A 25,916-nucleotide genomic window follows, 5' to 3' on the forward strand; every position below is an offset into this window, starting at 1 on the left:
CCCCCGAGGTATTTCTAGCCAGATGAAGAAGCATCCTGTGTGTACAGATTAAGCTCTGAACACAAGGTATTGATGACCGATTCCAAAGCATCTGACTGCGTGTTTACACAAGATTGTGCAGCTTCCTGTGCAACTTGCAGAGCGTTTTGATCTGACAACCAGTGCGCCACGATCTTGGAAAGGTCAGTGGAGTTTTGAACTTCGACAGCGCCACCGGTTGCGATCAGCGGGGAAAATGTTTCGCCAAAGTTGAAATACCCCGGACCAGTGATCACGGCGGCCCCGGCCTGAGCTGGTTCAAAGGGATTGTGACCTCCGATTTCTTTTAGCGAACCGCCAAGAAACACAATGGGACAAAGCGCGTACCAAGTTCCGGTCTCTCCCAATGTATCTGCCACATAGATCTGGGTGTTTTCCCCGATCGTTTCGTTATTGGAGCGGAAAGATGCCGTCATCCCAGCGTCATGTATCAGCGTGGCGATACCACCTCGGCGTTCGGGGTGGCGCGGTATCAAGAGTAAGAGCAGGTCGGGCCACCGCTCGAGCAAGGTCTTGTGTGCGGCGAGAACGATTTCTTCTTCGCCTTCGTGGGTCGAGCTTGCGATCCAGACGGGGCGGTTCGCGATCTGTGCTTGGATGTCTTGCAAAGTGGCTTGATCCACGGGCAACGGATCAGACATTGCTTTGAGGTTGGTGCCCGGTAGTACGCGGTCCGGCGCCGCGCCAATGTCGACCAGATTGGTTGCCGTTTTGTCATTCTGGGTCAGGAACAGGCGGAATCTGGACAAGATGAAGCGTGCTGTGTCCGGGCGTTTTTCCCAGCCTTTTATGGATTTTTCAGACAATCTTGCGTTCAAGAGCGCCAACGGGATGTTCCGCTGATGGCTTTCCACGATCAGGCGAGGCCAGATTTCGCTTTCGACAAATACGCCCGCATCTGGACTCCAATGATCGAGGAAGCGTTTCACCGGACCTGCAGTATCCAGCGGCGGATATTGATGACGTGTTCGTGGAGGCAGGCGTTTGGCAATCAGGGCAGCTGATGTGGGTGTGCCAGAGGTGATGAGGAACGCGGCATCCGGCAGACTTTCTGCCAGCCGATTGATCAAGCTGAGAACTGAAAGGCTTTCGCCAACGCTGGCGGCGTGAAACCAGATCAGGCGACCGCTGGGTCGGGGAAGGCTGGCGTAGCCAAGTCTTTCCCTCTGACGGTTTTCGGGTACATCTGCGGCGCGCAGCTTCTTGCGCACGGTAAGCCAAGCCAAGGGTTGGGCCATAGCAGTGAAGCCGCAGTACAACCGGTACAGCAGCGTCGGGCGGTCGTCTGCGCCGGGCATGTCAGCCGCCTGTGTGGCTCATGTGGCGGGTCATCTGGCCATCAACAGCCTGACGGGAATAGTCGAAATCGTGACCTTTGGGCTTTAGGTTGATCGCGGCGCGGATCGCGTCTTCCAGAGATGTTTCGCTGTCCGGGTGATCGCGCAGCGGGGCGCGCAGATCAGCCATATCTTCCTGTCCCAGGCACATATAAAGCTCACCGGTGCAGGTCAGGCGCACGCGGTTGCAGCTTTCGCAAAAGTTATGAGACAGCGGTGTGATGAACCCGATCTTTTGGCCTGTTTCCTCAAGGCGCACATAGCGGGCGGGGCCACCGGTGCGTTCGGCCAGATCGGTGACGGTATAGTGGTTTTCGTATTCCTTACGCACGTCCTTGAGCGACCAATATTGATCCAGACGGTCTTCGTTGCCGATGTCGCCCATGGGCATGACCTCGATCCAGGTCAGGTCCATGTCGCGTTCGGCGCACCACTCGGTGATTTTTGGCAGTTCGGGTTCGTTGAAACCTTTCAACGCGACCGCGTTGATCTTGATCCGCAAGCCTGCTTTTTGCGCGGCGTCGATACCGTTCAGGACTTGTTTCAAGCGACCCCAGCGCGTGACTTTGGCGAATTTGTCATCGTCCAACGTATCCAGAGAGACATTCACCCGCCGCACACCTGCGGCATAGAGGTCCTCTGAGAAGCGATGCAATTGCGAACCGTTTGTGGTCAGTGTGAGTTCTTTCAGCGCGCCGCTGTCCAAGTGACGGGTCATTGCGTTGAAAAAGGTCATGATATTGCGGCGGACCAAGGGCTCTCCGCCCGTGATGCGCAGTTTCTCCACACCCATCTTCACAAAGGTCGAACACATCCGATCCAGCTCTTCCAGCGTTAGCAGGTCTTTCTTGGGCAGAAAGGTCATGTTCTCGGACATGCAATACACGCAGCGAAAATCGCAGCGGTCCGTGACTGAAACGCGGAGATATGTGATGGCGCGGGCAAACGGGTCGATAAGCGGAGCTGTCATGGCGTAATAGGTAAAGCCGGAACCGGGTCCCGACAAGGGGGAACTGTGCTTTGCGCTGGTACAGATGCGCGCAGGGCTGTAGGATTTGGGCATGAAGAAAATGCTTTTGTTACTGTGCGTGCTGGGCGCTGGCTGCGACGCGGTCCGGTCCACGACCGACCGCGTTTTCGGAAGAGACGATGCGCCTGCGCAGACCGTTACCGAAACGGGGTCCACGACATCGGTTTCAGAAGAAGTGTTGGAGCCCGAGCCTGTATCTGCGCGCCCCACCTGGGCCGGGGCAAAAACCAGTATCGCCGGGCTGGGTGATCCAACCACGCCCGGGCGATGGATGCAGACACCTTTGGTCAAAAGCGAGGTAACGGCGCGCGTTGTGGTGCCAAGAACCGGGGCGCAGGCCTATATCACCTTGGTTCCGATTCCTGGCCCGGCAAGTGGCGGCAGCCGTTTGTCGCTGGATGCCATGCGGGCCTTGCTGGTGCCGCTGGATGAACTGGTCGAGGTCGAGGTCTACGCCAACTGATCCCTAAGGTATTTGCCAGCTTCACGGCGGGCAAATGGCTTCATCGCGTTGCCGTATTCTTCCAGAAATGCAATCACGCGATCTGGGTCATGTTTGGACAGCTCACGCAGCCACCAAGCTATGGACTTCTGAATGAACCAGTCGCGATCCGGGACATATCCGGCAGCCCAGCTTAGAATACGGTCGCGGCGCAGTATGTCTTCGGGCTTGGGGTGGTTCTGCTTGGTCCAAGGCAGGGTCGCAACCATCGCCGCGCGGCGGGTCCACATGTGGTTGGATTGGGTCCAGCCTTCAACCTCTTCCAACCGTTCGGGGCTGGCCGTCAGGCGCTTTTGCATCGCCACGCTGGCATGATCGGCAATGGCCCAGGCGTCGAAATCCGGCAACCAACTTTGCAGCAAGGCCCAAACTTCTTGGTCGGGGCGGATACGGGCTTGGGTCAGCAGTTTGGCCGCTGCAATCCGGCCTTCGTGAATATTGGTTTGCCACAGTGCGCCAGCGAGTTCGACGCGTTTGAATACGTCCAGCTCTTGCCGCCACGCTTTGGTCAAGTCGTTGAGCACTGGGTTTCCAACGCCCAGATATGGGCGGTCGGTCTTGTGATAGGCCGCCATCTGCTGGGCGCGTTCGGGGTCGGCATGGGCCTGCAGCGCGGCCAGCGCTTCGTCCATTGTCATTGTTCCAGCTTATGGAGCAGATGCGCGTGCACTGTAGGCCATTCCGCGGCAACGATCGAATATACTGCCGTGTCGCGCAGCGTGCCGTTGGACATCACCATATGGGCCCGAAGGATGCCATCCAGCTGCGCGCCGAGCCGCTCTATGGCCCGTCGCGACTGAAAGTTCATCCGATGGGTTCGGAACTCGACCGCATTGCAAGAAAGATCCTCGAAGGCGTGGCGCAGCATCAAGAACTTCGCTTCGGTGTTCAGCGGGGTGCGCTGGACAGCGCGCCCGATCCAGGTCGACCCGATTTCGACACGCCGGTTGACCTCATCCGTGTTCATGAAGGTGGTCATGCCCACCGGAGTGCCGTCGGGGGTCATCACGGTAAAGGGCTGCATGTCGTGCAACCCGATGCGGCGGGTAATTTCAGCCTCCATCCCTTCGACAGTAGGAATAGAGGTATACCAAAGTTGTCCCAAATCTGCCGCCGAAGCCTTCAGCGCTTCGGCATGTGCAATATTCAGCGGCTCCAGCCGAACGTGATCTCCGGCAAGGGTGACAGGGGCAGGCCAGGTCATTCCACTGTGACCGACTTGGCCAGATTGCGAGGTTGATCCACGTCTGTGCCTTTGGCAACGGCCGTGTGATAGGCAAGCAGTTGCGCGGGAACGGAATACAGAATAGGCGCAAGGCTGCTGTGAACGTGGGGCATTCGGATGGTGCTCCAAACACCGTCACCAGCTTCCGTTATACCGTCATCATCTGACACCAGGATCACTTTGCCTTTTCGGGCCATCACTTCCTGCATGTTCGACACGGTCTTGTCGAAGACAGTGTCACGCGGGGCCATGACCACCACGGGCATATGTTTGTCGATCAGGGCAATGGGCCCATGTTTCAGCTCACCCGATGCATAACCTTCGGCGTGGATATAGCTGATTTCCTTGAGCTTCAGCGCGCCTTCCATTGCAAGCGGATACATCAGGCCACGGCCCAGAAACAGCACATCGCGGGCTTCAGACAACCTTTGGGCGGCTTTACGGATCGCCCGGTTCTGATCCAGCGCCGCGTTCAAAATAGTCGGTAATCCACGCAGTGCCGCAGCATGATCGGCGATTTCTTCATCGGTCAACGTGCCCCGGTCAGCAGCAGCCTTGAGTGCCAGCATCAGCAGTACACTGAGCTGACAGGTAAAGGCCTTTGTCGAGGCAACGCCGATTTCAACACCTGCATGAATCGGCAGGGCAATATCGCTTTCGCGGGCAATCGAGCTTTCCGGCACGTTTACAACCGAAACAATCTTGTCAGCTTTACCTTCGCAATAGCGCAATGCGGCCAGCGTATCGGCGGTTTCTCCTGACTGGCTGACGAACAGCGCCAGGGTGCGCCCGGTGATCGGAGGCTCGCGGTAACGGAACTCGCTGGCGATATCGACCTCGACCGGCATCTTGGCCAGTTGTTCGAACCAGTATTTCGCGGTCAGACAGGCGTAGAAAGCCGTGCCGCAGGCCACCATGGTCAGACGGTCCAGCTTGGTGAAATCCAGCTCGGTGTCCGGCAGCACAACGCGGTCACCGCCGGTGGGCAAGTAAGATCGGATAGCCTCGGCCACGACGATTGGCTGTTCGGCAATTTCCTTGGCCATGAAGTGCTTGTGCTCGCCCTTGTCAGCGCGTGCGTGATCCAGCTTGATCTTGCGCTTTTCACGGTTGGCTAGCTCACCGGCCTCATTGCGGATTTCCAAAGAGGTGCGGGTCAGAACGGCGCGGTCTCCTTCTTCAAGATACGTGATCTGATTGGTCAATGGCGCTAAGGCAATGGCGTCAGACCCGACATACATCTCACCATCCCCGTGGCCGATGGCCAGCGGCGACCCCTTGCGGGCAGCAACGATCAGGTCGTCCTCTCCGTCGAACAAAAACGCCAACGCAAAAGCGCCTTCGAGTTGATCGATCGTTTTGAATGCGGCTTCAACCGGCGACATGCCCGAGTTGAGGTGATGCTCGGTCATCAAGGCAACGGTTTCGGTATCCGTTTCGGTCTGAAAATCGACGCCATGCTGGGCCAGTTCGGCCCTTAGGTCGCGGTAGTTTTCGACGATGCCGTTATGAACCACGGCCACAGGGCCTGCTTTGTGCGGATGCGCGTTGTTGACCGAGGGCGCGCCGTGTGTGGCCCAACGGGTATGACCGATACCGGACTTTCCGGGCAGCGGCTCGTGCACTAACAGGTCGCTGAGGTTGACCAGCTTGCCGACCGCGCGCCTGCGGCCCAGCGCGCCATCATTCACAGTAGCAATTCCGGCGCTGTCATAGCCGCGATATTCCAGCCGTTTCAGGGCCTCTACCAGAATAGGGGCCGCCTCGTGCTGCCCCAAAACACCTACAATTCCACACATATCTCAGGCCTCTTTATCGCGGCGAGCCTTCTTCGCCTTTAACATATCAAACAATTTACGCGCATATCCGGGCTTGTTTTCCTGCTTGGCGCGAGCCACAGCCAACGCGTCAGGTTCCACATTCTTGGTCACGACAGTGCCCGTTGCTGTCATTCCGCCGTCGCCTACGGTTACGGGGGCGACAAGCATGGTGTTCGACCCGATAAACACGTTCTCACCAATGGTGGTCTTGTGCTTCATCACGCCGTCATAGTTGCAGGTGATTGTTCCTGCGCCGATATTTGTTGCAGCACCCACGGTCGCATCGCCGATATAGCTGAGGTGGTTGACCTTGGCACCTTCGGCGATTTCAGCGTTCTTGATTTCGACGAAGTTTCCAACCCGCGTGTTTTCGGCCAACTCGGCGCCGGGGCGCAAACGGGCATAGGGCCCAATGATCGCGCCGCGACTGACATGGCACCCTTCCAGATGCGAAAACGCCCGGATCGTCGCGCCGCTTTCAACCGTGACGCCGGGACCAAACACCACATTGGGTTCGATCACTGTATCGCGCCCGATCACAGTGTCAGCGGCCAGATACACCGTCTCAGGGGCCATCAAGGTGACACCCATGTCTAAAAGCTCAGCACGTGCGCGGGCCTGGTACACGGCATCCGCGGCGGCAAGATCCGTGCGCGAGTTCACCCCCAGTGTCTGGGACTCGTCACAGGCGACGGCGGTCACGTCCAAACCACGGTTGCGGGCAATTTCCACCACGTCAGTTAGGTAGTATTCATCGGAAGCGTTGTCGTTTCCGACAGCATCGATCAGCGAAAACAATAGTTTTGCGCTACAGGCAAGAAGTCCGGAATTACAGAAGGTTACAGCACGATCTTCATCAGTGGCGTCCTTGAATTCGACGATGCGCTCTAGGCTGTCGCCCTTCATAACCAACCGGCCATAACGTGCTGGGTCGGCGGCTTCGAACCCCAGAATGACCAGATCGTTTGTCGACCGTGCCTCGATCATCCGTTCCAGCGTGTCGGGTTGCAGAAACGGGGTGTCGCCATAAAGGACGACAACATCGCCATTGAACCCCTCTAGCGCTTGTCGGGCCTGCGCGACTGCGTGGGCAGTGCCCTGCTGTTCTTCCTGAACTGCGATCTGCGCCTCTTCGTCTTCGCCCTGTGCCGCCTTAGCCACAGCTTCCGACCCGTGGCCGGTGACGATCACGGTGCGGTCGGGCGACAGAACGGACCCGGCGCGCATCGCGTGGACAAGCATCGGCACTTGGGCGATGGGGTGCAGGACTTTGGGAATATCCGAATTCATCCTGGTGCCTTTTCCGGCGGCAAGGATGACAAGGGCAATGCTCATGAAATCGTTTTCTCTTTGTGTTTTGTTGCCGACCGTTTTATCCGCTGAGGGCAAAGGCGCAAGCCGTTCGGCCATCAAACAAGATTGCCGATTGAAACAGGACACGGCGAAAACCTGCCGAATAAGGAGGCGATATGCGCACCGTCATATTCGATTTGGACGGCACATTGGCGGACACGTCAGGCGATTTGCTGGCCGCAGCGAACCATTGTTTTCGCGAAATGGGGCACGGCGATGTGCTGGTCCATGGACAGGATGCTGGTATAGCGCTGCGCGGTGGCCGCATGATGTTGACCCACGGTTTAAAACGCGTGGGTGCCTTTGATGAGAATACGGTCCACGCCTATTACCCGGTTCTGCTTGAAGCCTATGCGCAGGACATCGACACCCACACCAGTTTTTATCCCGGCGCGTTGCAAGCGGTCGAGATGCTGAGCAAGGCGGGGTACGGTGTTGGCATTTGCACCAACAAACCTGAACATCTGGCCGAATTGTTGCTGAACCGCATGGGTGTACGAGACCGCTTTGCCTCATTGGTCGGTGCCGACACGCTGCCGGTGCGCAAACCTGATCCGGCGCCACTCCGCGAAGCTGCGCGTCGCGCCGGGGGCGACCCTGATTGGTGCGTGCTGATCGGAGACTCGGATACAGACCGCAACACCGCCAAAGCCGCAGGGGTTCCATCTGTTTTGGTGACATTCGGACCGTCAGGGGATGACATGGCGGCATTGGAACCCGAAGCCCTGTTGCACCACTTCGACGATTTGCCGGACCTCGTGCCCGATCTGATAGGTGCGGCAGCCTGAAACCTTGACCGGACTCACTCGGAGCCCCAGAAAAAGACCATGACCGAAACATTTACTGGCAATTTCACGCAGCAGGAACCCCTTCCCGAGGACGCGATAGAGGCGGCTCTGGCCGTTCTGCGCCACGGGCGTCTGCATCGCTATAACGTGGCGGCGGGCGAATTGGGGGAAACGGCTCTGCTGGAGCAGGAATTTGCGGCGCAGATGGGGGCGAAATACTGTCTGGCTGTGTCATCTGGCGGATATGCTCTGGCCACCGCCCTTCGCGCGGTTGGAGTTCAGCCCGGTGATCCTGTCCTGACCAACGCCTTCACGTTGGCCCCGGTGCCGGGGTCGATTGCTTCGGTTGGGGGGCGGGCCATCTTTGTGGGCGTGACCGAGAATCTTACCATCGATTTGGATGATCTTGAGCGCAAACTGGATCAGGCGCGCGTGCTCATGCTCAGCCATATGCGGGGCCACCTGTGCGACATGGACCGACTGATGCAGATGTGCGATGCCGCCGGGGTGATCGTGATCGAAGACTGCGCGCATACTATGGGTGCAGCCTGGCGGGGCCAGTTGTCAGGGCGGCAGGGCGTGATCGGCTGTTATTCGTGCCAGACTTACAAGCACGTGAATTCGGGCGAGGGCGGTTTGCTTGTCACCGATGACGAGGAGTTGGCGGCCAAAGCCACAATGCTGTCGGGATCCTACATGCTGTATGAGCGCCATCTGGCCGCACCGGGGCCCGAGGTGTTCGAGCGGATCAAATACACGACGCCGAATGTCTCTGGCCGGATGGACAATTTGCGTGCTGCAATTCTTCGCCCGCAATTGCGCGATCTGGACCGTCAGGTGGAGCGTTGGAATGAGCGCTATCGCGAGATCGAAACCGGTTTGCGCGGAACGCCGGGCCTGACCATAGTTGAGCGGCCCGAGGAGGAAACCTATGTCGGATCTTCGATCCAGTTTCTGCTGCTGGACTGGTCGTCCGAGGGGGTTGCCGACGTGATCAGCCGTTGTGCGGCGCGAGGGGTCGAGTTGAAATGGTTCGGAGGGGCCGAGCCAACCGGGTTCACATCACGCTATGACAGTTGGCGTTATTTCGACAGTGAGCGTATGCCAGAAAGCGATCGTGTTCTGGCTGGCGTCATGGACATGCGTGTACCCCTGACGTTTTCACTGGAAGATTGCCAGATGATTGCGCGGATAATCCGGACCGAGGTGGGCGCGGTCTATCTGTCGTAACCATGCGGAGTGCGCCTGCGGCGCACGCTCAATCTTTTGCAACGCCGCCCTTGTTGGGCGGCGTTTTGCTTTGGGGTGCTCACAAAGATTGACCGGGCACGAATTCGCTGATACTGATTTATTGAACACTTGTTCATTAACGCGGAGGGAGGACGCAGATGTTCATGGCCACGATGAAGTTCGATCTGGGTGAGGATGTGAATGCCCTGCGCGAAATGGTGCATCGCTGGGCGCAGGAACGGGTCAAGCCCATGGCGGCTGAGATTGACCTGAACAACGCTTTTCCGAATGAGTTGTGGAAAGAGATGGGCGAACTTGGCCTTTTGGGCGTCACCGTGCCCGAAGAATATGGCGGTGCAGGTATGTCCTATCTGGCGCATACGATCGCGGTCGAAGAAGTCGCGCGTGCCTCGGCATCGGTTTCCCTGTCATACGGGGCGCATTCGAACCTCTGCGTGAACCAGATCAAGCTGAACGGCAGTGAGGAGCAGAAGCAGAAATACCTGCCGCGCCTGATCTCGGGTGAGCATGTCGGCGCGCTGGCCATGTCGGAACCGTCAGCTGGATCGGACGTTGTGTCGATGAAGTTGCGGGCGGAGAAGCGGAACGATCATTACCGTTTGAATGGCAATAAATACTGGATCACCAACGGACCGGACGCGGATACACTGGTGGTCTATGCGAAGACAGATCCGGATGCCGGGTCAAAGGGGATCACGGCCTTTCTGATCGAGAAAGAAATGAAAGGGTTCTCGACCTCACCTCATTTCGACAAGCTGGGGATGCGCGGGTCGAACACGGCTGAACTAATCTTTGAAGACGTCGAGGTTCCATTCGAGAACGTGTTGGGCGAAGAGGGGCGTGGCGTGGCCGTGCTCATGTCGGGGCTGGACTATGAACGTGTGGTTCTAGCCGGGATCGGCACCGGCATCATGGCCGCCTGTCTGGACGAAGTGATGCCCTATCTGGCCGAGCGCAAACAGTTCGGCAAACCCATCGGAAGCTTCCAGCTGATGCAGGGCAAGATCGCCGACATGTACACGGCGATGAACTCGGCTCGGGCTTATGTTTATGAGGTCGCCAAGGCCTGTGATCGGGGCGACGTGACGCGTCAGGACGCGGCGGCGTGCTGTCTGTATGCCTCTGAACAGGCGATGGTGCAGGCGCATCAGGCGGTTCAGGCGCTGGGCGGGGCCGGGTTCTTGTCGGATTCGCCGGTCAGCCGGATTTTCCGGGATGCCAAGCTGATGGAGATCGGCGCTGGCACTAGCGAGATTCGCCGGATGCTGATCGGCCGTGAAATGATGAGCGAAATGCTCTGAGAAAAGACGCCCCGCAGACGAGGTCACTGCGGGGCGCTTTTGAGATGGGATTAGAATTTATGGACGTAGGAAATGCCGACCAGGAACGGATTGATTTCTGCGGTGCCGATATTGGTACCGTTCAGCGATACGTCCGAGTCGATGTCGAACCAGCGTACGTTCAAACGGACTGCGCCGTTATCGCTGACCATGTAGTCCAAACCGGCCTGCAGCGATACACCGAAGGAGTCATCGACCTTGAGATTGCCCAAAGCGGTCTGTTCATCGAAGAAGATGGTATAGTTCAGACCGGCACCCACATAGGGTTTCCAAGCGCTGTTGGTCGGGAAGTGGTAGTTCAACGACAGTGTGGGCGGCAGGTGCTTGACTGTGGCCGCATCAACACCGCCAAGGGCGATGGTGTGTTTGAACGGAGTTGCAGCCAGCAGTTCGATGCCCAGGTTGTCACGGATGAAATATTCAGCGGTGAAGATCGGGCGTGTATCTGCGTCAATCGTCGCAGGTGCGCCAGCAATCGTGCCGTTGTCGGATTTCGGGTCCAAATAACCCACACCGACGCCGACGGTCCAGTCACCTTGCGATTGAGCAAACGCAGGGGCGGCCATCGCAACCAGCGCGGTGGACAGGGTCAATGCGGCGAGTTTCTTGGTCATATTCTTGCCTTTGGTTCTGTTGATGGGACTGGAGTCGCAGACTGGCGTCCGGGTCGCCCTGATCTGCATCAAATTCCGGTGACTGCGGGACCGCATGAAATCTGGTTAAGTGTAAGAGAAACAAGGGAGTTTCACGGTGCTAAACGCTGAGCGCATACCGGGTTTGCGCCCAGGGGGTGGCTGGGACGTGCTTGAGCGATTGAACATGGCACAGCAATGCTTGCGCCATACCGAAGATCAGGTGGCGTTGATTGATTTGACCGGTGCGGATGCACGCCAAGTCACCTGCGGACAGCTGGCTAATATGTCGGATGATCTGTCCCGCGCCCTGCTGCGCCGTGTGCAGCCCGGAGACCGCGTCGGCGTGCTGCTGGGCCAGTCCGCCTGGTGCGCCGCAGCCCATCTGGCCATCTGGAAGATCGGAGCGATCTCTGTCCCGCTGTTTAAATTGTTCAAGCAGGATGCCCTGAGGTCGCGGGTCGGAGATGCAGGCGCCAAAATTGTGCTGACCGATGCCGAAGGGGCTGCACTGCTGGGCGATTTGGCCGAAGCTCTGATTGCATCAGAAATTGGTGAGGCTGGCGCACCCGTTCCATTCGCCGACACCGGTCCCGAGGACCCAGCGGTGCTGATCTATACCTCAGGTACCACAGGAAGCCCAAAGGGCGCGCTGCATGGGCATCGTGTGCTGACCGGGCATTTGCCGGGTGTCTCGATCAGTCATAACCATTTGCGTGAGGGCGATTGCCTGTGGACACCGGCGGATTGGGCATGGATCGGCGGTTTGTTCGATGTGCTAATGCCGGGCCTGGCGCTTGGTATTCCCGTGGTCGCGGCGCGGCTTGAGAAATTCACGCCCGAAGCCTGCGCCGATATTGTCGCGCGCGGCGGAGTGCGCAACGTGTTCTTCCCACCCACGGCCTTGCGAATGCTGAAAGCGGCAGATCAGAGTATTCCCGGCCTGCGCTCGGTCGCGTCCGGGGGCGAGCCCTTGGGGGTCGAGATGCTGGCCTGGGGGCAAAAAGCGTTTGGTCTGACGATCAACGAGTTCTACGGCCAGACCGAATGCAATATGGTGGTGTCCTCTTGCGCCGAGGATTTCCCAGTGCAGCCCGGTTGTATCGGCAAACCCGTGCCGGGGCATGACGTGGCGGTGATCGACGAAGACGGCAATCCGACGACCGAGGAAGGCGACGTGGCGATCCGGCGCGGGTCCGCCTCGATGCTGCTGGAATATTGGAAACGGCCCGAGGCGACGGCTGAGAAATTCCGGGGCGATTGGTTGATCACCGGAGATCGAGGCGTTTGGGAGGGTGAGTTCCTGCGCTTTGTTGGTCGCGACGACGACGTGATTACCTCAGCCGGATACCGCATCGGCCCTGCCGAGATCGAGGATTGCCTGCTGACCCATCCCGCGGTGGCGACAGTAGGTGTGGTCGGCAAGCCCGACCCGCTGCGGACCGAGATCGTCAAGGCGTATGTGGTGCTGAAACCGGGGGCTCAGGCTGCAGAGCGTGAGTTGCAGGATTGGGTCAAAGACCGTTTGGCGCATTACTCTTATCCGCGCGAAGTGGCGTTTCTGGAGGAATTGCCGATGACGGTGACGGGGAAGGTGATCCGGAAAGAGTTGAAGGCTCGGGCGGCGGGGGAGACCGACAATGAATAAGATTTTGCGGCGTCTGTCAGGGTTAAAGTACCCCAAATATGGGGTGCCGCAGCCCTTAAGTGTTTTGAACACTAGGGTTGGCAGTGAGGAGTACGAGCCAGCTGTAAGGTGTGGCAACTGCGAAGCTTGGCTGCGCGTTAAGTCCAAGAATGGGGTTTTTCATTTCTTACTATTGTTTTTTCTGATGACGCTGCCTTTGCCTTTCTTGGCACTGGATGAGATTAGTATCAATTTGAACAACCCTGAAGGGCTGTTCAATTGGCCCCTCTCGTCTTCTGCAAAGAGCGTAACCTTCTACATAATTTACTTCGCAGTGGTGGTCTTGCCCATAAGTAATCGGGCATTGAAGGTGGATATCTAAAAATGAAACTCACATCAAAAGCCATGCCCGCCTCCGAGGGTTTCAAAGCAAACCGCGCCGCTCATCTCGACGCGCTGGCCCAAATCTCAGCTGCTGCCGAAGCGGCCCGGATGGGCGGGGGCGAGAAATCCCGCGCGCGGCATGAATCACGGGGCAAAATGCTGCCGCGGCGCAGGGTCGCGAACCTGTTGGACGCGGGCTCTCCGTTTCTGGAAATCGGCGCGACGGCGGCGCATGGGATGTATGGCGATGCCGCACCTTGTGCCGGGGTGATTGCCGGGATCGGTCGTGTGCAGGGCCGGGAGGTTATGGTGGTCTGCAACGACGCTACCGTAAAGGGCGGCACATATTACCCGCTGTCAGTCAAGAAACATCTGCGCGCTCAGGAGATTGCCGAGGAAAACCATCTGCCCTGCATCTATCTGGTCGATAGCGGCGGTGCGAACCTGCCCAATCAGGATGAGGTTTTTCCCGACCGCGACCATTTTGGCCGCATCTTTTATAATCAGGCGCGGATGAGCGCCAAAGGCATTGCTCAGATCGCGGTGGTAATGGGGTCGTGTACGGCGGGCGGGGCTTATGTGCCCGCGATGTCTGATGTGACGATCATCGTGAAAGAGCAGGGCACCATTTTTTTGGCCGGACCACCTCTGGTTAAGGCCGCGACGGGCGAGGTCGTCAGTGCCGAGGAATTGGGTGGGGGAGACGTCCACACCCGCTTGTCCGGCGTGGCGGATTATCTGGCCGAGGATGACGCCCACGCGCTTGCGTTGGCCCGGCGCGCGGTTGGGTCGTTGGGCGGTGCCGAACTTAAGCGTGGCCTACAGTTTGAAACGTCGGAGGAACCTGCGTACGACCCTGAGGAAATTCTTGGCGTCGTCCCTGCTGATCTGCGCACGCCCTATGATATCCGCGAGGTGATTGCACGTTTGGTCGATGGCTCTCGGTTCGATGAGTTCAAACCGCGCTTTGGCGACACGCTGGTAACTGGATTTGCCCATGTCAAAGGGTGTCCGGTCGGGATCATTGCCAACAACGGCGTTTTGTTTTCTGAGGCCGCCCAGAAGGGCGCGCACTTTGTCGAGTTGTGTTCGCAGCGCAAGACGCCGCTTGTGTTCCTGCAGAACATCACAGGCTTCATGGTGGGGCGGAAATACGAAAACGAAGGTATCGCCCGGCACGGGGCCAAGATGGTGACTGCGGTGGCGACGACCTCGGTGCCGAAGGTCACGATGCTGGTGGGCGGCTCGTTCGGGGCCGGGAACTATGGCATGGCTGGTCGGGCCTATCAGCCAAGGTTCTTGTGGACATGGCCAAACTCGCGCATTTCGGTGATGGGCGGTGAGCAGGCGGCGGGCGTTCTGGCCACCGTCAAACGTGACGGGATCGAACGGCAGGGCGGCACTTGGTCGGCTGAGGAAGAGGCCGAGTTTAAACGCCCAACGCTGGAGATGTTCGAAGAGCAGTCCCACCCGCTCTATGCCTCGGCGAGGCTATGGGATGACGGCATCATCGATCCGCGCAAGTCGCGCGACGTTCTGGCCCTGTCGCTGAGCGCGGCGCTGAATGCACCGATTGAGGAGACACGTTTCGGCGTGTTCAGGATGTGAGATGAGCGTTTGTGTGAATGATGTCGCGGCGCGCTATCCAGGCGCGCAAACCTTCAAGTTTGGAGACAATGCTGAATTGAGCGCTGAGCTGTTGTCTCTGGTGCGAACGGGTCGGAAAACGGCGACTTGCGGAGCTTCGCGTGACTATCCCGAAGACAGCCCGGCGAAGCCTGTCGTGGGGCGGCGTGATATCGCACTGGAATGGGATGATCGCCCGGCATTGGTGATCGAAACGGTCGACGTGGCGATCTGTCGGTATTGCGACGTGACCGAAGATTTTGCGTTGGCCGAAGGCGAAAATGAGACCCTTGAAGGGTGGCGTGAGCACCACCGCCAGTATTTTGAGCGCAATGGCGGGTTTGATCCCAAGATGGAATTGCTCTGCGAACGGTTCCGCCTCATCGAAGATCTAGCGGCTGAGGAGTAAACTATGTTCAACAAAATCCTGATTGCCAACCGGGGTGAGATAGCCTGCCGCGTTATGGAAACCGCTCAGAAGATAGGCGTGTCCTGCGTTGCGGTGTATTCGGACGCGGACGCCTCGGCTAAGCATGTGCAGATGGCGGATCAAGCTGTTCATATCGGTGGTGCGGCCCCTGCCGAGAGTTATCTGAAGGGCGATGTGATCATTCAGGCCGCGTTGGATACTGGTGCGCAGGCGATCCATCCCGGCTATGGGTTTCTGTCCGAAAACCCTGATTTCGTGGATGCGGTTGAGGCTGCGGGGTTGGTTTTCATTGGCCCGTCGGCTGAGGCGATCCGCAAGATGGGCCTGAAAGATGCCGCCAAGGTTCTTATGGAGCAGGCCGGAGTTCCGGTGGTCCCAGGCTATCACGGTGACAATCAGGATGCCGAGCATCTGGCGGGCGCAGCGGATACCATAGGCTATCCGGTTCTTATCAAGGCCGTGGCAGGCGGTGGCGGCAAGGGCATGCGGCTTGTCGAACGGCCCGAGGATTTTGCCGCAGCGCTGGACAGCGCCCGCGGTGAGGCCAAGACCGCGTTCGGCAATGATGCGGTGCTGGTCGAGAAGTTCGTCGCCAAGCCGCGCCATATTGAGGTGCAGGTTTTTGGCGATGGCACCCATGCGGTGCATTTGTTCGAACGCGATTGCTCTTTGCAGCGGCGACATCAGAAGGTGATCGAAGAGGCTCCGGCCCCCGGCATGACGCCTGAGATGCGCGCGGCTATGGGGCAGGCTGGCGTGCGTGCCGCCGAGGCGATTGGCTACAAAGGCGCGGGCACGGTTGAGTTCATTGTGGACGCCTCGGACGGGCTGCGCCCAGACAGGTTCTGGTTCATGGAGATGAACACACGCTTGCAGGTGGAACACCCTGTGACCGAAGCGATCACCGGTGTCGATCTTGTCGAATGGCAATTGCGTGTCGCGGCGGGTGAAAGCTTGCCGAAGCAGCAGGAAGACCTGTATATTCAAGGGCATGCCTTCGAGGCACGGCTTTATGCGGAAGATGTTCCGAAAGGGTTCCTGCCTGCGACGGGTACGCTGACGCATCTGGATTTCCCTGCCAATTGCCGCGCCGACAGTGGCGTGCGGGCAGGGGATACGATCAGCCCATGGTATGACCCGATGATTGCCAAAGTGGTTGTGCACGGGCCGACCCGCTCTGTCGCACTTGAGACGTTGCACCGGGTTTTACAAACAACCAAAGTGGCGGGCACCGTAACAAACCTGGCTTTCCTGGGGGCGTTGACCCGTCATGCGGGGTTTGCCTCGGGCGATGTGGATACGGGTCTGATCGGGCGGGACCTTGAGACATTGGTTCAGGAAGCAGAACCTTCGGTCGTGGCAGTCGTTGCAGCAGCGATGACAGCCTTGGACGTGGTGAATGTCGCGCCTGAAACCGGGTTCTCTCTTTGGGCTCCGTTGCATCGCGCCGTGCAACTCTCCGCTGAGGGCGAAACCTTGGATCTGGATGTGCAAGTCGACGGGCCGGATCGACAGATTTGGCAAATGGGAGAGGATCGCGTCTTGGCCGAGCGGACCTCGGATCGCTGGACACTGAACGGTGCGCCGATGCCAGACGTTTCTGTAAGTGGGTCGACCCTGACCGTGTTTAAGGATTATGGCCGCAGCTTTGATCTGATCGACCCGCTTGATCGGGATGCCAGTGCTACGGGCGATACCAATGTGATCGAGGCGCCGATGCCAGGTCTGGTCAAAGCGGTCTTTGCGACAGCGGGTCAGGCCGTGCAAGAGGGTGATCGCTTGGCCATTCTTGAGGCGATGAAGATGGAGCATTCCCTGCTGGCGGCGCGCGATGGCGTTGTGGCCGAGGTGCTGGTCGAAGATGGTGCTCAAGTCGAAGCCGGGGCAGCCTTGGTGCGGTTGGAGGAAGAGTGATCTGTACCCGCGTCGCCACACGTGGCACGGTCAGATCATCCGTTTTGAAAACAAAAAGCAGCCAGAAGGGGCACAGACATGGGTGATCAGGTCGAGATTTATGAAGTTGGGCCGCGCGATGGGCTGCAGAACGAAAAGCGTGAGATACCTGTTGCCGACAAAGTGGCACTGATCGACTGCCTCAGCCGTGCCGGGTTCCGTCGGATTGAAGTCGCAAGTTTTGTGTCACCAAAATGGGTGCCGCAGATGGCCGGGTCAGCACAAGTTCTGGCCGGGATCAACCGCGCGGATGGTGTCCGCTACGCGGCGCTAACGCCCAATATGCGTGGGTATGAGGATGCGCTGGCGGCCAAGGCAGACGAGATTGCCGTGTTTGCCTCGGCGTCCGAGGGGTTTTCCAAGGCCAATGTCAACGCGTCAATCGCGGAATCGATTGAGCGGTTCGTTCCGATTCTGGAAGCAGCGCGCCATATCGACCTGCCGGTACGCGGTTATGTCTCATGTGTGACCGATTGCCCGTATGACGGCCCAACCCCGCCCGAGAAAGTGGCCGAGGTTGCAGACCGGTTGTTTGCGCTGGGCTGCTACGAGGTCTCGTTAGGTGATACGATCGGGCAGGGAACGCCAGACAAGGTCGCACATATGCTTTTGGCGGTGCGCGAAAGGGTTCCCGTGACGCGGCTGGCGGGGCATTTCCACGACACCAATGGACGCGCAATTGACAATATCGATGCGGCGCTGGCGCTGGGCGTGCGTGTGTTCGACGCAGCCGTAGGCGGGTTGGGCGGTTGCCCCTATGCGCCGGGGGCCGAAGGCAATGTGGCCACTGAAGCCGTCGCCGAGCATTTGCAACGACTAGGATATGAAACGGGGCTGGACCTCGATGTGATTGAAGAAGCCGCGCGGATGGCAAAGGCACTAAGGGGCTGAAATGTTTGAAACACTCGCGATCTCGACCGATTCACGAGGGATAGCCACTCTGACCCTGAGCCGGGCAGAAAAGCACAACGCTTTGTCTGGTCAGATGATCACCGAGCTGACCCAGGCCGCAGAGCAATTGGGGCAGGACGATACCGTTCGGGTCGTTGTTCTGGCCGCAGCCGGAAAGAGCTTTTGCGCAGGTGGCGATCTGGGTTGGATGCAGGATCAGATGGCGGCGGATAAAGCGACCCGTTTCACCGAGGCCCGCAAGCTGGCTGAGATGCTGCAAGCTTTGAACACACTGCACAAGCCTTTGATCGGCGCGCTACAGGGTAACGCCTTTGGCGGCGGTGTTGGGATGGCTGCTGTCTGCGACATCGCAATAGGGGTGGACAGCCTCAAGATGGGTCTGACTGAAACCCGGCTGGGCCTGATCCCTGCCACCATCGGGCCTTACGTCATCGCCCGTATGGGCGAAGCGCGTGCGCGCAGAGTGTTTATGTCGGCCCGATTGTTCGATGCTGCAGAAGCTGTTGAGCTGGGCTTGCTGGCAAAGACGGTGTCCGCGGAACAGCTTGCGGATGCGATAGAGGACGAAATTCGCCCCTATCTGTCATGCGCGCCCGGCGCGGTTGCCTCGGCCAAAGAGCTGATCAGAACTCTGGGCCCGCGCATTGATGACGCTGTGATAGACCAGACCATTGGGGAACTGGTTGAACGCTGGGAAACGGAAGAGGCGCGTGAAGGAATTGCGGCGTTCTTCGAAAAACGAAAACCTGCATGGAATAAGTAGGTTTAACAAAGAACCGCTTGGCCTTGGCAAGAAACCCCACTGCGATTCTATGCCGCGCTGTCAAGCGCATGTTTGATGTCGTGGGGCACTGTGTTCGGTTGACCCCCTGACCCCGCAGGGATAGAGAATGTCCAGTCAACACGCCAATTGACGGCGCACCCTTTTGGGATATGCGCAGGAAAGGAGCTATTCGTGGAAGACCTGCTGCGGGAGTACCTCCCGATTCTGGTGTTTCTGGCCGTTGCCGTTGGCCTTGGGATCGTCCTGATTCTGGCTGCTGTGGTTCTGGCCGTCCGCAATCCAGACCCCGAAAAGGTCAGCGCATATGAATGTGGTTTCAATGCCTTCGACGATGCGCGGATGAAATTCGATGTCCGGTTCTATCTGGTGTCGATTCTTTTCATCATCTTCGATCTTGAAATCGCCTTCCTGTTCCCTTGGGCCGTCGGCTTCAAGGACATCAGCGATGTCGGATTTTGGTCGATGATGGTGTTCCTTGGTGTTCTGACCATCGGCTTTGCCTATGAGTGGAAGAAGGGGGCCTTGGAATGGGAGTGATGACGGGTGCAAACATTGCTGGCGTCGACAAAGAAGTCGCCACCCAGGCCCTGAACGCTGAGCTGCAGGATAAGGGCTTCTTGCTGACCTCGACCGAGGACATCATCAACTGGGCGCGCACCGGGTCGCTGCATTGGATGACCTTTGGTCTGGCCTGCTGCGCGGTTGAAATGATGCATACCTCGATGCCCCGTTATGATGCGGAACGGTTTGGTATCGCGCCGCGTGCGTCCCCACGCCAGTCAGACGTGATGATCGTGGCAGGCACGCTGACCAACAAGATGGCCCCGGCGCTTCGTAAAGTTTACGACCAGATGCCCGAGCCGCGTTATGTGATCTCGATGGGATCCTGCGCCAATGGCGGTGGCTATTATCACTACTCTTACTCGGTCGTACGTGGCTGTGACCGGGTTGTGCCTGTAGACATTTACGTGCCGGGCTGCCCTCCGACCGCTGAGGCGTTGCTGTATGGTCTGATGCAACTGCAACGCAAAATCCGCCGTACCGGCACCATCGTCCGCTGAGGAGAGAGTTGATGAGCGAAGCACTCAAAGAACTCGGCGCACAGCTGGAGCTGAAGCGGGCCGATTGCGTCTTGTCCTGGGATGTCACCCATGGAGAGCTGAATGTCGATGTGGCGCCGTCAAACCTGGTTGAATTTATCGAATTTCTGAAAAGCGACCGGTCTTGCCAGTTTTCAACCCTGGTGGACATCACCGGTGTCGATTATCCCGAACGCGCCAAGCGGTTCGATGTGGTCTATCACTTCCTGTCGATGTACCAGAATCAACGCATCCGCCTGCGGGTTTCGATCCGCGAGGAGGACATGGTGCCCTCGATCGTCGATGTTCACCCCTCGGCCAATTGGTTCGAGCGCGAGGTGTTCGACATGTTTGGCATCCTGTTCTCGGGTCACCCGGATCTGCGGCGTATCCTTACAGACTATGGTTTCCGCGGCTATCCGCTGCGCAAGGACTTTCCGACCACCGGATATACCGAGGTTCGCTATGACGAGGCGCAAAAACGCGTGGTCTACGAACCCGTCAGTCTGGTGCAGGAATACCGACAATTCGATTTTATGTCCCCATGGGAAGGTGCGAACTACATCCTGCCGGGGGATGAGAAGCAAGAGACGTAACAAAAAACGTCTCAACCCGAAGGAAGGCAACAAGGCTGCAATGATTGGAGCGACGCTGACATGATGGGTGAATTGATCGCATTGGGCGTAATGGGTGCCCTATTGGCAGCCGCGGCAGAAAAAGCGGCTGATGCCGAAAAGGTCCGGGTGCGGGCCGAGGCGAAAAAGAAGAAACGAGGGCGTTGATGGACGGCTCAAGATACGATGACGGCAGCACGGACGCGCTGAGCGGAGAACAGAAGATCCGCAACTTCAACATCAACTTCGGCCCGCAACACCCTGCGGCGCACGGGGTTCTGCGTCTGGTTCTCGAGCTCGACGGCGAGATCGTCGAGCGATGCGATCCGCATATCGGCCTGCTGCACCGTGGCACCGAAAAGCTGATGGAAAGTCGGACATATCTGCAGAACCTGCCGTATTTCGACCGTCTGGATTATGTGGCGCCGATGAACCAGGAACATGCCTGGTGTTTGGCCATCGAAAAGCTGACCGGTGTCGAAGTACCGCGTCGGGGTTCGCTGATCCGGGTTTTGTATTCCGAAATCGGGCGCATCCTGAATCACCTGCTGAATGTGACCACGCAGGCAATGGATGTAGGTGCTCTGACCCCGCCGCTCTGGGGCTTTGAAGAGCGCGAAAAGCTGATGGTGTTCTATGAGCGCGCCTGTGGAGCCCGCCTGCACGCCGCCTATTTCCGCCCTGGCGGTGTCCATCAGGACCTGCCGCCGGAACTGCTGGACGATATCGAGGCGTGGAGCCACGAGTTCCCCGCCGTTCTGGACGACATTGACGGATTGCTGACCGAAAACCGCATCTTCAAACAGCGCAACGCTGATATTGGCGTTGTGACCGAGGATGACATCCAGAAATACGGCTTCTCGGGCGTGATGGTCCGTGGGTCCGGTCTGGCTTGGGACTTGCGCCGTGCGCAGCCCTACGAATGCTATAACGAATTCGAATTCCAGATCCCCGTCGGTAAAAATGGCGACTGCTATGACCGTTATCTCTGCCGCATGGAAGAGATGCGCCAGTCGCTGTTGATCATCCGTCAGGCTATCGCCAAGATTCGTGAATGCCCGGGTGACGTTCTGGCCCGTGGCAAGATCACCCCGCCGAAACGGTCAGACATGAAGACCTCGATGGAGAGCCTGATCCATCACTTCAAACTGTATACCGAAGGCTTCCATGTCCCCGCAGGCGAGGTCTATGCCGCGGTCGAGGCCCCCAAGGGCGAATTCGGCGTCTATCTGGTCGCCGACGGCACCAATAAGCCTTACAGGGCCAAGCTGCGCGCGCCGGGCTTCCTGCACCTGCAAGCCATGGACCACGTTGCCGGAGGTCACCAATTAGCTGACGTCGCCGCCATCATCGGCACCATGGATGTAGTGTTTGGGGAGATTGATCGCTAATGGATTGGCTTACAAATAATGCCGAAGAAATCAGGTTAATCTCAACTGTTCTCGGTATCGTAGCGGCACTTTTTGGGTTCTATAAGTTCTACCTGCAAAGGGTTGAACAATCCCAGAAATTAGATGCGGAACGGCGTCAGCAGACGGTAAGCAGTTGGCGCAAGGCAAAACTCCAAGAGATTATGACTCAATCGGATAATTTACTTTCGATAGGTCAACTCACCGAAAAGCTTAAAGCATCAGCATTTGATGTAGAATTCGATATTGAGAAAGATGACTTGAAAGAACAGACTGTGCGCTTGCTGGTCTTGGAACTGGTCCGAGATGGTATTCTGGTCCAATTCCTAAAGGATATCTATGGACTCAAATTGCTACCGTACAATCCAGCCGCGCAGTTGACTGCAGATCAAGTCAAGGGAAACCAGGCTTTGCGCGCAGCGTTTGCGAAAATAGTTGACTTTCCGGGCAGATATGACAGTGCCCGATTGTTCGACGAAGTCGGCGTGGAGGCGGGGTTGTCCAAAGCGGACTTTTTGCTGGCGATAAGCGACTTTGAGAGAATGAATCTAGCTAGCAAAAATGCTGAGGGTTTTTGGTCACCCAATTCAAGCTCTTCGGTACCGAATTAGTGCATAGCGAAGTTACAGAGAGAACATGAGATAGCCGAGATGCTCCGTCGCCTCCATTCAGATCAACCCGAAAGCTTCGCTTTTACCGCTGCCAACCAGCAATGGGCCGAAGCTCAGATCACCAAATACCCCGAAGGCCGTCAGGCCAGCGCGGTCATCCCGCTGCTTTGGCGCGCGCAAGAGCAGGAGGGCTGGCTAAGCCGTCCGGCGATTGAATCTGTTGCCGACATGCTGGGCATGGCCTATATCCGCGTGCTCGAGGTCGCTTCGTTCTATTTCATGTTCCAACTGCAACCGGTTGGGTCTGTTGCACATATTCAGGTCTGCGGCACGACCTCCTGCATGATATGCGGGGCCGAGGATCTGATTGCGGTGTGCAAGGAAAAGATCGCAGCCAAGCCGCATGAGCTGTCTGCCGATGGCAAGTTGAGTTGGGAAGAAGTCGAATGCCTCGGCTCCTGCACCAACGCTCCGATGGCCCAGATCGGCAAGGATTACTACGAAGACCTGACGGCTGAGAGTTTTGGCAGGATCATCGACGATCTGGTCGCTGGCAAGGTGCCGACGCCTGGACCGCAGAATGGGCGCTATGCGGCTGAGCCGTTGAAGGGGCTGAGCAGCTTGTCGGAATATGAAGCTGGAAAGCCGGAACACAACGCAAGCGTTGAGCTGGCGACGGATCTGGGCGACACGATCAAGCGCATCGACGGAACCGAAGTGCCGATCCTGACACCGTGGTTGGGCAAGGATGGCAAGCAGGCCGGCGCGTCGGCGGCTGCCATACCTCCAAAGGCGCCGGAAACACCTAAGCCTGCAGCAAAGCAAGCGGCTGAAGCGAAAGCAAAGGCCGCAGAAGACGTCAAAGAAGCTCAACCCGAGACGCTGACGGCAGCACGGGACGGGAAGCCAGATAATTTGAAGATGCTGAAAGGCGTTGGTCCCAAGCTGGAAGAAACGCTGAATGAGCTGGGTTTCTATCACTACGACCAGATCGCATCCTGGACACCCGAACATGTGGCCTGGGTTGATGCACGCCTGAAGTTCAAGGGCCGGATCGAACGCGACGGCTGGATCGAACAGGCGGCCAAGCTTGCGGCGGGTGAAGAAACCGAATTCGCCAAACGTGCCAAGGAAGACGGCACCTACGAAGACTAAGCGGATGCCCACCCGGGGCATCAGGGAAAGATGGACAAAGATAAGGAACAGGCCATAGCCCGCAAGGGTCGACACATCGGAGTGGTCATCGCCGTGACCATGCTGATCTGGCTTGCCATGAACCTGTTCATCGGCCCCGCGCTGGGTTTGACCACCCGGCACGCTCTGCTGTTTGATCTCGCTGCTTTGGCGGGTTTCATCTATGCGGGCATCAACATTTTTCAACTCTGGCGCATGCGTCAGGACAGCTGAAGGTAACACGCGATGCTGAAGGATCAGGACCGGATCTTTACCAACATCTACGGGATGCATGAGCGCACGCTGAAAGGCGCGCAGGCCCGCGGGCATTGGGACGGCACTGCTGGCCTGATCGAAAAGGGCCGTGATTGGATCATTCAGACGATGAAAGACTCGGGTTTGCGCGGTCGCGGCGGTGCGGGCTTTCCGACGGGCCTGAAATGGTCGTTCATGCCCAAGGAAAGCGACGGTCGTCCGGCTTATCTGGTGGTGAACGCGGATGAATCCGAGCCCGGCACCTGCAAAGACCGCGAAATCATGCGCCATGACCCGCATACGCTGATCGAAGGCTGTCTGATCGCGTCTTTCGCTATGAACGCGCATACTTGCTACATCTACCTGCGCGGCGAATACATCCGCGAGCGCGAGGCGCTACAGGCCGCGATTGATGAGGCTTATGACGCCGGTCTGCTGGGTAAAAACGCGGCGGGTTCAGGCTGGGATTTCGATCTGTTCCTGCATCACGGTGCGGGCGCCTATATCTGCGGTGAGGAAACCGCGCTGATCGAAAGCCTTGAGGGCAAAAAGGGCATGCCGCGGATGAAACCTCCGTTCCCGGCAGGGGCTGGCCTCTATGGCTGCCCGACCACGGTGAACAACGTGGAATCGATTGCCGTCGTGCCGACCATCCTGCGCCGAGGTGCGGACTGGTTCGCAGGCTTTGGCCGTCAGAACAACGCGGGCACAAAGCTGTTTGCGATCTCGGGCCATGTGAACAACCCTTGCGTCGTGGAAGAGGCGATGTCGATTTCCTTCGAGGACCTGATCGAAACTCATTGCGGTGGCATTCGCGGTGGGTGGGACAACGTGTTGGCGGTTATCCCGGGTGGCTCGTCTGTTCCGTGCGTGCGCGGTGAAAACATGCGCGACGCGATCATGGATTTTGACTACCTGCGCAATGATCTGGGCTCGGGCCTTGGTACGGCTGCGGTGATCGTGATGGACAAGTCGACGGACATCATCAAGGCGATCTGGCGGCTGTCGAAATTCTACAAGCACGAAAGCTGCGGTCAGTGCACGCCATGCCGGGAAGGCACCGGCTGGATGATGCGCGTTATGGATCGTCTGGTGCGCGGCGAGGCCGAGTTGGAAGAGATCGACATGCTGTTTGATGTGACCAAACAGGTCGAAGGCCATACCATCTGTGCTTTGGGTGACGCGGCCGCCTGGCCGATCCAGGGCCTGATCCGCAACTTCCGGGAAGAGATCGAGGACCGCATCAAGGCCCAGAAATCGGGCCGCATGGGTGCGATGGCAGCGGAGTAAACCGAATGGAAGCCTTTGCTGAATATTCACACGCCATAGCATCCGTTGTGTTCTTCACATTGGTCGTTTTGTTTCTGGCCCCGTTTTCCGCGTTGGCCAAGCAGGGCAAGGGCTTGGCACCTGGTGCCACGCCCGAGCAGGATTATGGCGATCAAGCCTATCGTCTGAACCGGGCCTATCTGAACGGGACCGAAACGCTCCCGGCGTTTCTAACCGTTGTTGTGGCGGCAATTTTGCTGGGGGTCAGCCCATTCTGGGTCAACCTTCTGGCGTCGGTCGCATTGGTTGCACGGCTACTTATGCTGGTGGTGCATCTCAGAGGGATCGGCAAGCCGAACAGCGGTCTGCGCTCCGTGCTGTATGTGCTGGGCTGGGCCTGCATGTTTGTGATCGGGCTTATGGCATTGGTGGCGGCGTTTTGATGGCGACATGGCGGAACAAAAAACAATGAG

General features: G+C 58.1%; 28 protein-coding genes. 21 read left to right on the plus strand and 7 right to left on the minus strand.

Going from position 1 to position 25,916, the window contains the following annotated elements; genetic code table 11:
• Positions 1-14: 14 nt before the first annotated feature.
• Together GOV89_RS01515 and moaA are read right to left on the minus strand one after the other, a co-directional pair.
• Positions 15-1,337, minus strand: coding sequence for a 3-deoxy-D-manno-octulosonic acid transferase (locus GOV89_RS01515; RefSeq protein WP_171237273.1), 1,323 nt, complete (start codon positions 1,335-1,337; stop codon positions 15-17).
• A 1-nt stretch (position 1,338) separates the two neighbouring features.
• Positions 1,339-2,346: a GTP 3',8-cyclase MoaA gene (gene moaA / locus GOV89_RS01520; protein ID WP_171237575.1), complete on the minus strand. Its 1,008-nt coding sequence runs from the start codon at positions 2,344-2,346 to the stop codon at positions 1,339-1,341.
• Between the two features lie 91 nt (positions 2,347-2,437).
• Here moaA and GOV89_RS01525 point away from each other — a divergent pair, with 91 nt between their 5' ends.
• Positions 2,438-2,869 (plus strand): hypothetical protein, encoded by a 432-nt coding sequence (locus GOV89_RS01525; protein WP_171237274.1) that lies wholly within the window; start codon positions 2,438-2,440, stop codon positions 2,867-2,869.
• Here the strand turns inward: GOV89_RS01525 and GOV89_RS01530 are convergent.
• From GOV89_RS01530 to glmU, 4 genes are read right to left on the minus strand one after another with little or no spacing between them, the layout of a single operon-like run.
• Positions 2,857-3,546, minus strand: coding sequence for a DNA alkylation repair protein (locus GOV89_RS01530; protein ID WP_171237275.1), 690 nt, complete (start codon positions 3,544-3,546; stop codon positions 2,857-2,859). The two genes, GOV89_RS01525 and GOV89_RS01530, sit on opposite strands and share 13 nt — an antisense overlap.
• On the minus strand, positions 3,543-4,112 hold the full coding sequence (locus GOV89_RS01535; RefSeq protein WP_171237276.1) for a GNAT family N-acetyltransferase: 570 nt from the start codon (positions 4,110-4,112) through the stop codon (positions 3,543-3,545). Before GOV89_RS01535 ends, GOV89_RS01530 begins: the two co-directional genes overlap by 4 nt.
• Complete coding sequence (glmS, locus tag GOV89_RS01540) at positions 4,109-5,932, minus strand: glutamine--fructose-6-phosphate transaminase (isomerizing) (RefSeq protein ID WP_171175200.1); 1,824 nt, start codon at positions 5,930-5,932, stop codon at positions 4,109-4,111. Before glmS ends, GOV89_RS01535 begins: the two co-directional genes overlap by 4 nt.
• Before the next feature lie 3 nt (positions 5,933-5,935).
• Positions 5,936-7,288 (minus strand): bifunctional UDP-N-acetylglucosamine diphosphorylase/glucosamine-1-phosphate N-acetyltransferase GlmU, encoded by a 1,353-nt coding sequence (glmU, locus tag GOV89_RS01545; RefSeq protein WP_171237277.1) that lies wholly within the window; start codon positions 7,286-7,288, stop codon positions 5,936-5,938.
• Positions 7,289-7,422: 134 nt separating this feature from the next.
• Here glmU and GOV89_RS01550 point away from each other — a divergent pair, with 134 nt between their 5' ends.
• From GOV89_RS01550 to GOV89_RS01560, 3 genes are all read left to right on the plus strand, one after another.
• The gene (locus GOV89_RS01550) at positions 7,423-8,094 is read left to right on the plus strand and encodes an HAD-IA family hydrolase (protein WP_171237278.1); all 672 of its coding nucleotides are present in this window, start codon (positions 7,423-7,425) and stop codon (positions 8,092-8,094) included.
• 39 nt (positions 8,095-8,133) lie between these two features.
• Positions 8,134-9,324, plus strand: coding sequence for a DegT/DnrJ/EryC1/StrS aminotransferase family protein (locus GOV89_RS01555; protein WP_171175193.1), 1,191 nt, complete (start codon positions 8,134-8,136; stop codon positions 9,322-9,324).
• 158 nt (positions 9,325-9,482) lie between these two features.
• The gene (locus GOV89_RS01560; protein WP_171237279.1) at positions 9,483-10,646 is read left to right on the plus strand and encodes an isovaleryl-CoA dehydrogenase; all 1,164 of its coding nucleotides are present in this window, start codon (positions 9,483-9,485) and stop codon (positions 10,644-10,646) included.
• Between the two features lie 50 nt (positions 10,647-10,696).
• Here the strand turns inward: GOV89_RS01560 and GOV89_RS01565 are convergent, their stop codons facing one another.
• Positions 10,697-11,299: an OmpW family protein gene (locus GOV89_RS01565; RefSeq protein WP_171237280.1), complete on the minus strand. Its 603-nt coding sequence runs from the start codon at positions 11,297-11,299 to the stop codon at positions 10,697-10,699.
• A gap of 136 nt (positions 11,300-11,435) precedes the next feature.
• Here GOV89_RS01565 and GOV89_RS01570 point away from each other — a divergent pair, with 136 nt between their 5' ends.
• The 17 genes from GOV89_RS01570 to GOV89_RS01645 all read left to right on the plus strand — a co-directional run bounded on the left by GOV89_RS01570 (position 11,436) and on the right by GOV89_RS01645 (position 25,886).
• Positions 11,436-12,965, plus strand: coding sequence for an AMP-binding protein (locus GOV89_RS01570; RefSeq protein ID WP_171237281.1), 1,530 nt, complete (start codon positions 11,436-11,438; stop codon positions 12,963-12,965).
• A complete protein-coding gene (locus tag GOV89_RS01575) occupies positions 12,958-13,326 on the plus strand; it encodes a hypothetical protein (RefSeq protein ID WP_171237282.1) in 369 nt (122 codons plus the stop codon). The genes GOV89_RS01570 and GOV89_RS01575 overlap by 8 nt, the downstream gene beginning before the upstream one ends.
• A 2-nt stretch (positions 13,327-13,328) precedes the next feature.
• On the plus strand, positions 13,329-14,936 hold the full coding sequence (locus tag GOV89_RS01580; protein WP_171237283.1) for a carboxyl transferase domain-containing protein: 1,608 nt from the start codon (positions 13,329-13,331) through the stop codon (positions 14,934-14,936).
• Between the two features lies 1 nt (position 14,937).
• Positions 14,938-15,363 (plus strand): ASCH domain-containing protein, encoded by a 426-nt coding sequence (locus tag GOV89_RS01585; RefSeq protein ID WP_171237284.1) that lies wholly within the window; start codon positions 14,938-14,940, stop codon positions 15,361-15,363.
• 3 nt (positions 15,364-15,366) lie between these two features.
• Entirely contained in the window at positions 15,367-17,298 is a 1,932-nt protein-coding gene (locus tag GOV89_RS01590) for an acetyl/propionyl/methylcrotonyl-CoA carboxylase subunit alpha (protein WP_171237285.1), read from the plus strand.
• Positions 17,299-17,376: 78 nt separating this feature from the next.
• Positions 17,377-18,228 carry a hydroxymethylglutaryl-CoA lyase gene (locus tag GOV89_RS01595; protein ID WP_171237286.1) on the plus strand — a complete coding sequence of 284 codons (852 nt, stop codon included), beginning with the start codon at positions 17,377-17,379 and terminating at the stop codon, positions 18,226-18,228.
• Position 18,229: 1 nt separating this feature from the next.
• A complete protein-coding gene (locus tag GOV89_RS01600; RefSeq protein WP_171237287.1) occupies positions 18,230-19,012 on the plus strand; it encodes a crotonase/enoyl-CoA hydratase family protein in 783 nt (260 codons plus the stop codon).
• Between the two features lie 192 nt (positions 19,013-19,204).
• The gene (locus GOV89_RS01605) at positions 19,205-19,570 is read left to right on the plus strand and encodes an NADH-quinone oxidoreductase subunit A (RefSeq protein WP_050602775.1); all 366 of its coding nucleotides are present in this window, start codon (positions 19,205-19,207) and stop codon (positions 19,568-19,570) included.
• On the plus strand, positions 19,561-20,094 hold the full coding sequence (locus GOV89_RS01610) for an NADH-quinone oxidoreductase subunit B family protein (protein WP_171175173.1): 534 nt from the start codon (positions 19,561-19,563) through the stop codon (positions 20,092-20,094). Before GOV89_RS01605 ends, GOV89_RS01610 begins: the two co-directional genes overlap by 10 nt.
• An 11-nt stretch (positions 20,095-20,105) precedes the next feature.
• On the plus strand, positions 20,106-20,708 hold the full coding sequence (locus tag GOV89_RS01615; protein ID WP_171175171.1) for an NADH-quinone oxidoreductase subunit C: 603 nt from the start codon (positions 20,106-20,108) through the stop codon (positions 20,706-20,708).
• 60 nt (positions 20,709-20,768) lie between these two features.
• Positions 20,769-20,894 carry a hypothetical protein gene (locus GOV89_RS22965; RefSeq protein WP_256368491.1) on the plus strand — a complete coding sequence of 42 codons (126 nt, stop codon included), beginning with the start codon at positions 20,769-20,771 and terminating at the stop codon, positions 20,892-20,894.
• The gene (locus tag GOV89_RS01620) at positions 20,894-22,117 is read left to right on the plus strand and encodes an NADH-quinone oxidoreductase subunit D (protein ID WP_171237288.1); all 1,224 of its coding nucleotides are present in this window, start codon (positions 20,894-20,896) and stop codon (positions 22,115-22,117) included. The genes GOV89_RS22965 and GOV89_RS01620 overlap by 1 nt, the downstream gene beginning before the upstream one ends.
• Positions 22,117-22,746 carry a hypothetical protein gene (locus GOV89_RS01625; RefSeq protein ID WP_171175167.1) on the plus strand — a complete coding sequence of 210 codons (630 nt, stop codon included), beginning with the start codon at positions 22,117-22,119 and terminating at the stop codon, positions 22,744-22,746. The genes GOV89_RS01620 and GOV89_RS01625 overlap by 1 nt, the downstream gene beginning before the upstream one ends.
• A gap of 39 nt (positions 22,747-22,785) precedes the next feature.
• Positions 22,786-23,901 carry an NADH-quinone oxidoreductase subunit NuoE gene (nuoE, locus tag GOV89_RS01630; protein ID WP_171237289.1) on the plus strand — a complete coding sequence of 372 codons (1,116 nt, stop codon included), beginning with the start codon at positions 22,786-22,788 and terminating at the stop codon, positions 23,899-23,901.
• Positions 23,902-23,931: 30 nt separating this feature from the next.
• On the plus strand, positions 23,932-24,153 hold the full coding sequence (locus GOV89_RS01635; protein ID WP_171092174.1) for a DUF5337 domain-containing protein: 222 nt from the start codon (positions 23,932-23,934) through the stop codon (positions 24,151-24,153).
• Positions 24,154-24,165: 12 nt separating this feature from the next.
• Complete coding sequence (gene nuoF, locus GOV89_RS01640) at positions 24,166-25,464, plus strand: NADH-quinone oxidoreductase subunit NuoF (RefSeq protein ID WP_171237290.1); 1,299 nt, start codon at positions 24,166-24,168, stop codon at positions 25,462-25,464.
• A gap of 5 nt (positions 25,465-25,469) precedes the next feature.
• Complete coding sequence (locus GOV89_RS01645) at positions 25,470-25,886, plus strand: MAPEG family protein (protein WP_171092171.1); 417 nt, start codon at positions 25,470-25,472, stop codon at positions 25,884-25,886.
• The last annotated feature ends 30 nt before the right edge of the window (positions 25,887-25,916 follow it).

It is taken from the genome of Ruegeria sp. HKCCA5763 (genome assembly GCF_013034545.1).
In the GTDB taxonomy this organism is placed as follows: domain Bacteria; phylum Pseudomonadota; class Alphaproteobacteria; order Rhodobacterales; family Rhodobacteraceae; genus Ruegeria.

Excerpts from the sequence above, each read along its gene's own strand:
- GOV89_RS01530 (WP_171237275.1), bottom strand. The coding sequence starts at position 3,546 with ATGACAATGGACGAAGCGCTGGCCGCGCTGCAGGCCCATGCCGACCCC.
- GOV89_RS01645 (WP_171092171.1), top strand. The coding sequence starts at position 25,470 with ATGGAAGCCTTTGCTGAATATTCACACGCCATAGCATCCGTTGTGTTC.
- GOV89_RS01560 (WP_171237279.1), top strand. The coding sequence starts at position 9,483 with ATGTTCATGGCCACGATGAAGTTCGATCTGGGTGAGGATGTGAATGCC.
- GOV89_RS01585 (WP_171237284.1), top strand. The coding sequence starts at position 14,938 with ATGAGCGTTTGTGTGAATGATGTCGCGGCGCGCTATCCAGGCGCGCAA.
- GOV89_RS01620 (WP_171237288.1), top strand. The coding sequence starts at position 20,894 with ATGGACGGCTCAAGATACGATGACGGCAGCACGGACGCGCTGAGCGGA.
- GOV89_RS01565 (WP_171237280.1), bottom strand. The coding sequence starts at position 11,299 with ATGACCAAGAAACTCGCCGCATTGACCCTGTCCACCGCGCTGGTTGCG.
- nuoE (WP_171237289.1), top strand. The coding sequence starts at position 22,786 with ATGCTCCGTCGCCTCCATTCAGATCAACCCGAAAGCTTCGCTTTTACC.
- GOV89_RS01590 (WP_171237285.1), top strand. The coding sequence starts at position 15,367 with ATGTTCAACAAAATCCTGATTGCCAACCGGGGTGAGATAGCCTGCCGC.
- GOV89_RS01525 (WP_171237274.1), top strand. The coding sequence starts at position 2,438 with ATGAAGAAAATGCTTTTGTTACTGTGCGTGCTGGGCGCTGGCTGCGAC.
- GOV89_RS01555 (WP_171175193.1), top strand. The coding sequence starts at position 8,134 with ATGACCGAAACATTTACTGGCAATTTCACGCAGCAGGAACCCCTTCCC.
- GOV89_RS01535 (WP_171237276.1), bottom strand. The coding sequence starts at position 4,112 with ATGACCTGGCCTGCCCCTGTCACCCTTGCCGGAGATCACGTTCGGCTG.
- GOV89_RS01625 (WP_171175167.1), top strand. The coding sequence starts at position 22,117 with ATGGATTGGCTTACAAATAATGCCGAAGAAATCAGGTTAATCTCAACT.
- GOV89_RS01550 (WP_171237278.1), top strand. The coding sequence starts at position 7,423 with ATGCGCACCGTCATATTCGATTTGGACGGCACATTGGCGGACACGTCA.
- GOV89_RS01575 (WP_171237282.1), top strand. The coding sequence starts at position 12,958 with ATGAATAAGATTTTGCGGCGTCTGTCAGGGTTAAAGTACCCCAAATAT.
- glmS (WP_171175200.1), bottom strand. The coding sequence starts at position 5,932 with ATGTGTGGAATTGTAGGTGTTTTGGGGCAGCACGAGGCGGCCCCTATT.
- glmU (WP_171237277.1), bottom strand. The coding sequence starts at position 7,288 with ATGAGCATTGCCCTTGTCATCCTTGCCGCCGGAAAAGGCACCAGGATG.
- GOV89_RS01615 (WP_171175171.1), top strand. The coding sequence starts at position 20,106 with ATGAGCGAAGCACTCAAAGAACTCGGCGCACAGCTGGAGCTGAAGCGG.
- moaA (WP_171237575.1), bottom strand. The coding sequence starts at position 2,346 with ATGACAGCTCCGCTTATCGACCCGTTTGCCCGCGCCATCACATATCTC.
- GOV89_RS01580 (WP_171237283.1), top strand. The coding sequence starts at position 13,329 with ATGAAACTCACATCAAAAGCCATGCCCGCCTCCGAGGGTTTCAAAGCA.
- GOV89_RS01635 (WP_171092174.1), top strand. The coding sequence starts at position 23,932 with ATGGACAAAGATAAGGAACAGGCCATAGCCCGCAAGGGTCGACACATC.
- GOV89_RS01600 (WP_171237287.1), top strand. The coding sequence starts at position 18,230 with ATGTTTGAAACACTCGCGATCTCGACCGATTCACGAGGGATAGCCACT.
- GOV89_RS22965 (WP_256368491.1), top strand. The coding sequence starts at position 20,769 with ATGATGGGTGAATTGATCGCATTGGGCGTAATGGGTGCCCTATTGGCA.
- GOV89_RS01610 (WP_171175173.1), top strand. The coding sequence starts at position 19,561 with ATGGGAGTGATGACGGGTGCAAACATTGCTGGCGTCGACAAAGAAGTC.
- GOV89_RS01515 (WP_171237273.1), bottom strand. The coding sequence starts at position 1,337 with ATGCCCGGCGCAGACGACCGCCCGACGCTGCTGTACCGGTTGTACTGC.
- nuoF (WP_171237290.1), top strand. The coding sequence starts at position 24,166 with ATGCTGAAGGATCAGGACCGGATCTTTACCAACATCTACGGGATGCAT.
- GOV89_RS01595 (WP_171237286.1), top strand. The coding sequence starts at position 17,377 with ATGGGTGATCAGGTCGAGATTTATGAAGTTGGGCCGCGCGATGGGCTG.